The organism is Sunxiuqinia sp. (genome assembly GCF_055140945.1).
Genome location: NZ_JBSQYS010000015.1, coordinates 99,186 through 109,824, shown reverse-complemented (window position 1 = coordinate 109,824; position 10,639 = coordinate 99,186). Strand labels below are relative to the sequence as shown.

Sequence of the window (10,639 nt, the reverse complement as noted above, 5' to 3'; positions counted from 1 at the left end):
AATGGAGCGCTTGCAACTTTCTTATGAGGTTACGAACCTGAAAATGCTATCAGGAAAACCATTGCCGGTTAATCTTGAGGTGGTGAACTAAAAAAAGGAAGAGCGGTAAACATCTGTTTACCGCTCTTCCTTTAAACAAACAACTAAAATTACCTTGTTTCTTTGCAATCAGATCAACCAATCAACCCTAAAAAAGTCCCTAATAACAAAACAAAAGACTATGTGATTGCAAAGGATTATATGATACGAATGTTTTATGCAATAAGTTTCATTTGCTTCGAAACTGGTTATTTTAGCGCAATTACATTCTTCTTTAACCATAGGAATACGTCATACAATCCCTATTGTCAATAGGTATTTCACTTTGTGTCAGCCTTTGGTGAAAATGTTTTGATTTTTTTTCTTATTGAATTGTTACAAGAATTCACGTAACTCATTCAATCAAAAGCAATTAAACCTAAAATCACACATAATGGAAGATTATCAAGATTTAATTGACAAAGCCTACGAGCTGATGCTCATCTATGCTCCCAAGATCGTATTGCCCATTCTTGTCCTTGTTATTGGCATGTGGATCTTCAACCGATTTACAAAAGCTACCAGACGAACGATGACCGTTCGTAGTGTCAACGTTTCGCTGATTGGATTTGTATCCAGCTTGACCAATCTGGGACTTAAAGCTCAGGGACACCTGGACGTGGTGAAGGAAATCCACATCTTCGTAACTATTTTATTGTCGCCAGACAGCAAAACGATCATCATTCCAAACGGTGCCATTTCGAATGGTGATATTACCAACTACAACACCGAGGGAAAAATCCGTGTTGACATGACTTCCGGAATTTCCTATGAATCCAATAGTAAAACCACGAAAGATGTTTTGATGGGCATTTTAACAGCTCACATCCCAAGGTGTTGAAAGAACCAGCACCTTTTGTTGGAGTCAGCGAATTGGCTAATAGTTCGGTGAATCTCGCTGTTCGTCCACATGTGAAACCCCAAGATTATTGGGCCGTTTATTTTGTTGATATGTATGAAAATGGAAAAATTGCACTGGATGAAGCCAAAATTACGATTCCCTTACCTCAAATGGATGTTCACGTGGATAAATAGGTTTCCGACTGGCTCTCATGACTGCGCGATGAAAAAGTCATTTAATCCTCTTTCTTCATGCGTTAAAAGAATAACATTTTTAGAAGGTCAGTGAATTTTTATTTGGCAGTTCAAATAAAAATTCATTTTTTTGTTGTCACAAGTTCAAAAAGATAATGATATAAATACAATATGGCTTCCGTGGTGGGGTCTTCTTTTGGTAAGAAGGTAATAGCCATATTGGTATTTAAAAAAAATATTTCAAATGAATCAGATCATGTTAACATCTTGGTGGTGGCGCAACAACTTTTCACAATACCGTGGAGAGAGGTAGCTTTCATGTCAAGACATGATCAAAGGAGCGGCTTATCGGAACACGGTAAGCCGCTTTTTTTATTTCGAAAATTAAATAATACAACATACCATGAACCCAATTAATGTACAAGTAAACGTCAAGAAAATTCTGGCCGACACGCTAACACCGGTCAGTGTTTATCTTAAGTTCAGGGAGTTGTTTCCCAACTCCATTTTGCTTGAAAGTTCCGATTACCACGGAAACGAAAACGCCTATTCATTCATCTGTATCAAGCCGATGTATTGCTTTACTGCCGATCAGGGGTTAATCACTATCGACCATTTGGGCAAGCAGCTGATGGAAAAGGAAGTTACAGATCATAAAACGGTAGCTGTCGATTTGGATGCTTTTTTTAAGTCGTTTAAGTTGAGAGGTGATGTGGCCGAAATGCCGGCCAACGGCTTATTTGGCTACCTGAGTTTTGATTCGATCAAGTATTTTGAGAAGATTGATATTACTGCCGAGCGAAAAGAAGAATACGCCGTGCCTGAAGTAAAGTATTGCTTTTACAAATACATCATTGCGATCGATCATAATAAAGACATGATCTCGCTGATCGAAAACCTCCCGGAAGGTGAAACAGCAGAGATGATACAAATTGAGTCCTTATTGAAAAACCTATCATTCCCCGATACACATTTTAATCTGGTAGGCGATGAGAAGTCGAACATAACAGATGAGGATTACCGACAAATGGTGACCAAAGGCAAAGAGCATTGCTATCGGGGCGACGTTTTTCAGATTGTACTTTCGCGCCAGTTTTCACAACAATATGCAGGCGATGAATTTAACGTGTACCGGGCACTGCGGTCAGTTAATCCATCGCCTTATTTATTTTTCTTCGACTATGGCGATTACCGAATTTTTGGGTCGAGCCCCGAAGCAGAACTGCGTATTAAAAAAGGTCGTGCGATAATCAATCCAATTGCCGGAACTTTCCGCAGAACAGGCAATGATGAACAGGATCGTGTATTAGCAGAGCAATTGTGCGCTGACCCGAAAGAGAATGCCGAACATGTGATGCTGGTTGATCTGGCACGCAACGACCTTAGCCGCAACGCCGAAGACGTGGTGGTAGACAGCTATCGCGAAGTGCAATACTTTTCGCATGTGATTCACCTGGTGTCAGAAGTTTCTGGCAAATTACCGGAAAATGCGAATATGGTGACCGTGTTAGGCGATTCCTTCCCTGCCGGAACTTTGTCGGGAGCTCCCAAGCACATGGCCATGCAGTTGATTGACCGATACGAAAACCAACGCCGGAGCTATTACGGAGGAGCCATTGGTTTTATGGGATTCGATAATAGTTTGAACCATGCCATCATGATCCGTTCATTTTTGAGTAAAGAAAAAACACTTTACTACCAGGCTGGTGCCGGAATTGTAGCAGATTCGCAGGAAGAAAACGAACTGCAGGAAGTAAATAACAAATTGGCCGCCTTGAAGAAAGCCATCGAAATTGCGAAGGAGATTTAATCATGAAAATAGTAGTCATAGATAATTACGATTCATTCACCTACAATTTGGTGCATGCTATTAAAAAGATATCTGGCCAGCCCGTTGATGTCATTCGCAACGATGAGTTGGTACTGAGTGATTTGGAAAAATACGATAAAATTGTACTTTCTCCCGGACCGGGAATACCTGAAGAAGCTGGTTTACTGCTAGATATTATCCGCGAATTTGCCCCACGGAAAAGCATGTTTGGTGTTTGTCTAGGGCATCAGGCCATTGGCGAAGCATTTGGTGGAACACTAACTAATATGAACCGAGTGCTGCATGGTATTGCCACTCCGGTGAGTCAGGTGGCAGCCGATCCGATTTTATTTGCCGGACTTCCTGAGCAATTTGACGCGGGCCGCTACCATAGCTGGATTGTTGATGCGGAAGGACTGCCCGACTGTTTTGAAGTAACCAGCACAGACAAAAATGGACAGATCATGTCGATGAAGCACAAAGAATATGACGTGCGAGGCGTGCAGTTTCATCCCGAGTCGGTATTAACTCCACTGGGCGAAAAGATGATCGAAAACTGGTTAAACAACTAAAAACTCGAAACTAATTGACATGAAAGATACTTTAAACTATTTATTTGAAGGAAATACGCTGACTGCTGCAGAAGCAGAAGCGATTCTGACAAAAATTGGTGAAGGGCAGTTTTCCGAATCTGAGATTGCTTCTTTTTTAACGGTTTTCCGCATGCGAAAAGTGAAAGGCGAAGAGATGGCCGGCTTTCGTCAGGCGATGTTGAACTTGTGCATTCCGGTCGACTTTTCTGACTTCAATACGATTGACGTGGTGGGCACCGGTGGCGACGGTAAAAACACGTTTAACATTTCAACTTTAAGTTGCTTTATTATTGCCGGAGCGGGTTATAAAGTTACTAAACATGGCAACTATGGTTTATCGTCGGTAAGCGGTTCTTCCAATATGTTTGAGCATTTTGGGTATCGGTTTACCAACGATCCTGAAAAGCTTCGTCGCGAAGTGGATGAAATCGGACTTTGCTTTTTTCATGCTCCGCTTTTCCATCCGGCGATGAAGCATGTTGGACCGGTTCGAAGAGCGTTGAAAGTAAGAACCTTATTCAATATTATGGGGCCACTGTTAAATCCATCTTTTCCAAAAAATCAACTGGTTGGGGTTTCTGATCTGGAGATTATGAAACTGTATCACGAGGTTTTTAAAAGCAGCGACCAGAACTACATGATTGTGCATAGCCTGGATGGCTACGACGAAGTTTCGCTAACCAGCGATGCTCAGGTTATTTCCACTCAGGATAACAAGATCCTTTCGCCTGCTGATTTTGGTTTTGACACTTACGCCCAGGAGGAATTATCGGGTGGAGAGTCGGTTGAAGATGCAGCATTTATTTTTAAGAGTATTTTGGAAAGCAAAGGAACATCGGCACAACAACATGTAGGAATTGCCAATGCGGCACTGGGCATTCAATGCATGTGTCCCGAAAAATCACTTTCTGACTGCGTTGCCGAAGCTACTGAAGCGTTGGAAAGCAAGAAAGCGTTGGCAGTTTTCACCAAACTAATGAATTCTTAGATGGGTTTTAAGCTCGAAAATATTGTGCCTTGGGGGCGAAATTTGTCAGAATATTGTGAGTTTTTCAGGTTGACAAAGGAAGATCTGAGCAAGCCGATATTGTCTTGCGCTGATGGCCCTGCATCATTCAATGCAGAACTTTCCAGAATTGGGGGCAGTTGTGTTTCAGTCGATCCGATTTATGAGTTCGCTAGTGAACAAATCAAACAACGGATTGATGAAACGGCCAACGAGATATACAACCAGTTGCTGATTCACCAAACCGACTACAACTGGGAATTATACGGGTCGCCCGAAAATTTATTGAAAATCAGGCTTGATGCAATGGACACGTTCTTGAAAGATTACCAAACCGGAGATGCGCATCATCGTTATCAATATGGTGTTTTGCCTGACTTGAAAAGTTTTTCGGGAGATTTCGATCTGGTGCTTTGCTCTCATTTTTTATTCACCTATTCAGAGCATCTTTCAAGCGAGTTCCATATTGAATCGATAAAGCAGATGCTCTCAAAAGGCAATGAGATTCGTATTTTCCCGATTTGTCAAATTGACGGCAGGCCCTCGGTCCATCTCGAGAAAGTTGTTGCGTATTTAAAACAGGAGAACTATCGATACTGCCAGGTGAAAGTTAACTTTGAATTTCAAAAAGGAGGAGACACGATGCTCCGGATCTTTAATAAAAAATGACATTGAAATGACCATATTAGACGAAATAAATAACAATAAACGGGCAGAAATTGCCGATGCTAAATCAAAAATCAGTCAGGAGGAATTGAAGCTTTCACCCTTTTTCAAGCGAAAGACAAATTCTTTGAAAACCGCTTTAAGTGTAGACCGTGCTTCCGGAATTATCGCTGAATTCAAAACAAAATCGCCCTCAAAAGGGATGATAAACGAAACGGCCGAAGTAACGGAGGTGACCGCAGGCTACGTTGCTGCCGGAGTATCTGGCTTGTCGGTATTGACTGATCGCAACTATTTTGGCGGCTCATTTGAAAACCTGGCGAAGGCAAGAATGACTAATCCGAATACACCGATTTTACGCAAAGATTTTATGCTTGACCCCTATCAGGTATACGAAGCCAAGGCACATGGTGCCGACCTGATTTTGTTGATCGCTGCCAGCTTGAGCAAAGAAGAAATGCTGCGTTTATCGGAAACAGCCAAAGAATTGGATTTGGAGATTTTGGTTGAAGTGCACACCGAGGAAGAAATCGAAAAGCTCAACCCTTTAATTGATTTGGTTGGGGTGAATAACCGTAACCTGAAAACCTTTGAGGTGGATATCGAAAACTCAGTTCGGTTGAGCAAATTATTGCCAACAGATATGATTCGCATTTCCGAAAGCGGATTGTCGTCGGTTGATAGTATTCGCTACTTGCGGAAAGCCGGTTTTAGCGGCTTCCTGATGGGTGAGAATTTTATGAAAACAGAGAATCCCGGGCAAGCTTGTGCCGGGTTTATAAAAAGTTTGTAGTAATTGAGCAGGTGACTTCAAGTCACCTGCTCAATAATCACAATAAGAATGAAAGACCTAAAAGTAAAAGTTTGCGGCATGCGGGATCCTGAGAATATTCAGGGTGTTTTAATTGCGGAGCCTGATTATTTGGGCTATATTTTCTATTCAAAATCCAAACGCTATGTTGGGAAAAATCCCGATCCAGAGATTTTTGAGATCGTTCCCAAGTCAACCCTAAAAGTAGGAGTATTTGTGAATGAACCTTTGGATAACGTGATTACAGCCTGCCGTAATTTTAAACTTGAAGTGGCTCAATTGCATGGTACCGAAGATCCCGATTATTGCAGTCTGATTCGGTCAACCGGCCTAACCGTCTTCAAAGCTTTTTCGGTAGATGAGGAGTTTGACTTTTCGTTATTGGAACCATACCGCGAAGTCGTCGATTTTTTTTTATTCGACACCAAAGGGAAACTACCGGGAGGCACCGGTTTAAAGTTCGACTGGGATATCTTGCAAAACTATCAACTGCCAGTTCCGTTCTTGTTGAGTGGAGGCATTAAGCCGGATGATGTTGAAGCACTCCTAGAATTCAACCATAAGCAATTTTATGCGTTGGATATTAACAGTGGATTTGAGATTAGTCCGGCTTTAAAAGCGGTTGATAACGTGCATACTTTTATTCAGAAAATGAGAAAATAAAAATATAAACACATGAAATATCAAGTTAACAAAAAAGGCTACTACGGTGAATTTGGGGGAGCATATATTCCCGAGATGATGCACCCGAACATTGAAGAACTTCAGCAAAAATACATGGAGATTATTGGTTCCTACAATTTCAAACAGGATTTCATTCACTTGTTGAAACATTATGTGGGAAGGCCATCTCCGCTGTATCCGGCACAACGGTTATCCGAAAAGTACAGGACAAATATTTACCTGAAACGTGAAGATCTGAATCACACAGGATCGCACAAAATTAACAATACCATTGGGCAGATTTTGCTGGCAAAGGCGTTGGGTAAAAAACGGATTATTGCTGAAACCGGAGCCGGACAACACGGCGTGGCCACAGCAACCGTTTGTGCCTTAATGGGAATGAAGTGCATCGTTTATATGGGAGCTTTAGACGTGCAACGACAGGCTCCGAACGTAAAAAAAATGAAGATGCTGGGGGCCGAGGTTGTCCCTGCTGTTTCGGGAAATCAAACCTTGAAAGACGCGACTAACGAGGCCATGCGCGACTGGATTAACAATCCGGTTGATACACATTACATCATTGGCTCGGTCGTTGGGCCACATCCGTTCCCGGATATGGTTACTCAGTTTCAAGCCGTGGTTAGCGAGGAAATTAAAATGCAATTGGATGAGCACATTGGCCGCGAGTTCCCCACACGAGTGGTTGCTTGCGTTGGTGGTGGAAGTAATGCAGCAGGTGCTTTCTATCATTTTTTGGAAAATGAAGAAGTCGAGTTAATTGGCGTTGAAGCTGCCGGCAAAGGAATTGACACACAGGAAACAGCTGCTACGTTAACGCTCGGCAAAGTGGGAGTGCTGCACAGTGCCAAGTCCATGCTAATGCAAACCGAAGATGGACAGATTATAGAACCATATTCTATTTCTGCCGGCTTGGATTACCCGGGAATTGGGCCATTGCACTCACACCTGTTTAAAACCGGTCGGGCCAAATACCTGTGGGCAACAGATGAGGAAGTTTTTGAAGCAGCTCTGGAACTAACCCAATTGGAAGGAATTATTCCTGCTTTAGAATCAGCGCATGCATTGGCAGCCCTCAAAAAAATCAAGATGAAACCCGATGATGTCACGGTCATCAATCTTTCAGGAAGAGGTGATAAAGACATGGAAACTTATCTGGATCATTTCGGCTATTAATCGACTCTAAAATTATTAATGATGAAGAATAGAATCAATCAACTATTTCAAGATAAAAAAGAAAACATCCTTTCTGTTTACTTTACGGCCGGTTATCCACAAGTGAATGACACGGTTGAAATTATCAAAACGCTGGAGAAAAACGGAGTTGACCTGATTGAAATCGGCATGCCATTCTCTGACCCGGTTGCCGATGGGCCTGTCATTCAGAATAGCAGTACTGTTGCGTTGAGAAATGGAATGAGCATCAAGCAGCTTTTCGAACAATTAAAGTCAATTCGGCAAACAGTCAACATTCCACTAATCCTAATGGGATATTTAAACCCGGTTATCCAGTTCGGTCTTGAGGCCTTCTGCAAGAAATGTCAGGAAGTTGGTATCGATGGACTCATCTTACCCGACTTACCGGTTTCTGTTTATCAGGAAGAATACAAAGAACTGTTTGAGCAGTATGGTCTGCATAATATTTTATTAATTACTCCTCAAACATCCGATGCACGGATACAGGAGATTGATAAAGCTTCCGGTGGTTTTATTTACATGGTATCCAGTTCATCAACCACCGGCACAAAAGATAAAGTTTCTGATTTTCATGAGGACTATTTTAATCGGGTGAACCAGTTGAAATTGAATAATCCCCGGCTGATCGGCTTTGGGATTTCAAATCAGGAGACCTTTGAGAATGCCTGTAAATATGCTTCGGGAGCAATCATAGGAAGTGCATTTGTAAAAGCTCTTGAGCAAGACAAAACACTGGAAGAAAAGATTTCAGCATTTGTTAATCGTATTGTAAAGCCTGTTTAATCTGAGGATCGTTTATTTGTACTGAGATCACATTTACAAATGTTATATAACAAGTTAAAACGCTGCTTTTTTTTACTGGCTGAATGTCAGTTTTTTATCCTTCATGTTGGGGTTAAGGGAAGTTAAATCGTGTTAATTTCTATTCTTCAACATACCAAAAAAGGACTAGTTTTGTTATCTTAATAAGGAAATTAATTAAACGTTCTTAATACTATGATTGAATATGCACAAGTAATTTTACCAAAGGTTAGTTTTAGCCGGGATTTATTCCGAAAAGAATTAATCAAATGTGTGAAATGGGCTGAGAGCACTAAAGACGTCAATGAACTTCGTATTTGGTGTGATGACAATTTTGGGGAAATGTATCCCGATATTTTAAATGATGTTTTTTCAATAATTGCAGCATAACTTAAAAAATAAAAAGGCCTTTTCCGGGGCCTTTTTTCATTCCAAATTTGTTGGACTATTCTCCAATACTTTTCAAAACACCATCCAAAACTCCATTCAGGTCAAACTCTCCTTTTTTAGAATAACCGGTTCGAATCACAATCAGCTCTTTCGATGGGATTATACAAATAAATTGACCATCATGTCCTTTGCACATCAACATATCTTTGGGTGCATCCGGATACTCAGCAGATTGATTGAGCCAGAAAAACGAACCATAACGACCGTTTGAACCATTGGCAACCTGAGCTGTATAATCAACCCAACCCTCGGGTAACAATTGCTCACCCTGCCAGTTTCCTCCGTTCAAATACAGCAGAGCAAAGCGTGCATAGTCGCGCATGGTAGCATATAAATAAGAAGATCCCACAAAAGTACCGGACGCATCCACTTCAAATACGGCGCTGGTCATTCCAATTTTATTGAATAAAGCTGTGCGTGGAAAAGCAAAGTACTCTTCATCAGATGCAAATGTCTTGCGTAATTCCCGACATACCAAATTAGTCGTTCCTGAAGAATACAACCAAACCGAATCAGCTGGATATTCATAAGGCTTTTGCTGTGCATACAATCCCATATCCCCTTTCTTATGAAGCATGATGGTCACGTCTGATAAATTTCCATAACCTTCATTCCATTCCAGACCACTATTCATGTGCATCAGGTTATTGAGCGTGATACCTTGCCGCTTATCATCCTGCCAATCATCAATCTTCAGGGGCTGCTGGATAGCCATCTTTCCATCTTTAACCCGCAAGCCAACGAGGGTATTGGTAAAGCTTTTGGCCATCGACCAACTTAAAAAGCGATTGTTTTCGTCAAAATCATCCCGGTAAACTTCGGCTACCGGCTGACCTTTGTAGATAACCATCAATGCAAAGGTGCCTTTGTAGGGAACGGTGTCTGCCATAGCCCGACTTAAAGCCAGCTTCAGTTTAACCGTGTCAAGATCAATTGGAATGGAGTCTGCAATTAAATTCCCCATTGGCCACGCCATGGTATCCGGATTCGCCGGACGACTTTCGATGATCGGATAATTCCTGTCTTTAATTTCCTTTTCAGAATACGCTTCCACCAACGTGCATCCATAACCGTCTATATAAACTGCTTTAGATTCGCTCCATAAAAAACGACTGACGACTTCCCTCTTTTCAAAATCGATCGTATTATTAGTGAAGGCAACAACCGAAAAATTCAGGTCTTCATTTTCCATCGCTTCCTGACTACGTCCAGCGACAAAAACTCCTGAAGCTAGGTTTTTTGCCGCATAACCGGTAACAACAGGCATTAGCAAGTTTAAATAATAAACAGCTCCAATTATAACAGCAATCAGGATGGCAACAAAAAGTCTTTTTTTCATAGTGAGGCAAATAGAAATTGTCTAATCAATTGCGCCTCAATTTACAAAAATATCAGGCATTCAAAATAAGATCGCGACACTTCCAGAACAAAACTGAACATCTATAAAACCAGGTCACCGAAGAAGACTTGTCAGGCATTAACTGTAAAAAGGGCAGTGCTTCCAAACTTAA

12 protein-coding genes are annotated in these 10,639 nt (G+C 41.4%); 11 read left to right on the top strand and 1 reads right to left on the bottom strand.

What is annotated here, in order from left to right; all coding sequences use genetic code 11:
- Positions 1-472 precede the first annotated feature (472 nt).
- From ACTB00_RS09395 to ACTB00_RS09345, 11 genes are all read left to right on the top strand, one after another.
- Positions 473-919: a mechanosensitive ion channel domain-containing protein gene (locus ACTB00_RS09395; RefSeq protein ID WP_463299656.1), complete on the top strand. Its 447-nt coding sequence runs from the start codon at positions 473-475 to the stop codon at positions 917-919.
- The gene (locus tag ACTB00_RS09390) at positions 916-1,113 is read left to right on the top strand and encodes a hypothetical protein (protein ID WP_463299655.1); all 198 of its coding nucleotides are present in this window, start codon (positions 916-918) and stop codon (positions 1,111-1,113) included. The genes ACTB00_RS09395 and ACTB00_RS09390 overlap by 4 nt, the downstream gene beginning before the upstream one ends.
- 403 nt (positions 1,114-1,516) lie before the next feature.
- The gene (locus tag ACTB00_RS09385) at positions 1,517-2,923 is read left to right on the top strand and encodes an anthranilate synthase component I family protein (RefSeq protein WP_463299654.1); all 1,407 of its coding nucleotides are present in this window, start codon (positions 1,517-1,519) and stop codon (positions 2,921-2,923) included.
- A gap of 2 nt (positions 2,924-2,925) precedes the next feature.
- A complete protein-coding gene (locus ACTB00_RS09380) occupies positions 2,926-3,495 on the top strand; it encodes an anthranilate synthase component II (RefSeq protein ID WP_463299653.1) in 570 nt (189 codons plus the stop codon).
- A 19-nt stretch (positions 3,496-3,514) separates the two neighbouring features.
- On the top strand, positions 3,515-4,504 hold the full coding sequence (trpD, locus tag ACTB00_RS09375; RefSeq protein WP_463299652.1) for an anthranilate phosphoribosyltransferase: 990 nt from the start codon (positions 3,515-3,517) through the stop codon (positions 4,502-4,504).
- Entirely contained in the window at positions 4,505-5,191 is a 687-nt protein-coding gene (locus ACTB00_RS09370; protein ID WP_463299651.1) for a hypothetical protein, read from the top strand.
- A 7-nt stretch (positions 5,192-5,198) separates the two neighbouring features.
- Complete coding sequence (gene trpC / locus ACTB00_RS09365; protein ID WP_463299650.1) at positions 5,199-5,981, top strand: indole-3-glycerol phosphate synthase TrpC; 783 nt, start codon at positions 5,199-5,201, stop codon at positions 5,979-5,981.
- A 48-nt stretch (positions 5,982-6,029) separates the two neighbouring features.
- Positions 6,030-6,662 (top strand): phosphoribosylanthranilate isomerase, encoded by a 633-nt coding sequence (locus ACTB00_RS09360; RefSeq protein ID WP_463299649.1) that lies wholly within the window; start codon positions 6,030-6,032, stop codon positions 6,660-6,662.
- A gap of 12 nt (positions 6,663-6,674) precedes the next feature.
- Complete coding sequence (gene trpB / locus ACTB00_RS09355) at positions 6,675-7,856, top strand: tryptophan synthase subunit beta (protein WP_463299648.1); 1,182 nt, start codon at positions 6,675-6,677, stop codon at positions 7,854-7,856.
- 18 nt (positions 7,857-7,874) lie between these two features.
- Entirely contained in the window at positions 7,875-8,660 is a 786-nt protein-coding gene (gene trpA, locus ACTB00_RS09350; protein ID WP_463299647.1) for a tryptophan synthase subunit alpha, read from the top strand.
- Positions 8,661-8,873: 213 nt separating this feature from the next.
- The gene (locus tag ACTB00_RS09345) at positions 8,874-9,068 is read left to right on the top strand and encodes a hypothetical protein (protein WP_463299646.1); all 195 of its coding nucleotides are present in this window, start codon (positions 8,874-8,876) and stop codon (positions 9,066-9,068) included.
- Positions 9,069-9,123: 55 nt separating this feature from the next.
- Here the strand turns inward: ACTB00_RS09345 and ACTB00_RS09340 are convergent, their stop codons facing one another.
- Entirely contained in the window at positions 9,124-10,467 is a 1,344-nt protein-coding gene (locus ACTB00_RS09340; protein ID WP_463299645.1) for a serine hydrolase domain-containing protein, read from the bottom strand.
- Between the last annotated feature and the right edge of the window lie 172 nt (positions 10,468-10,639).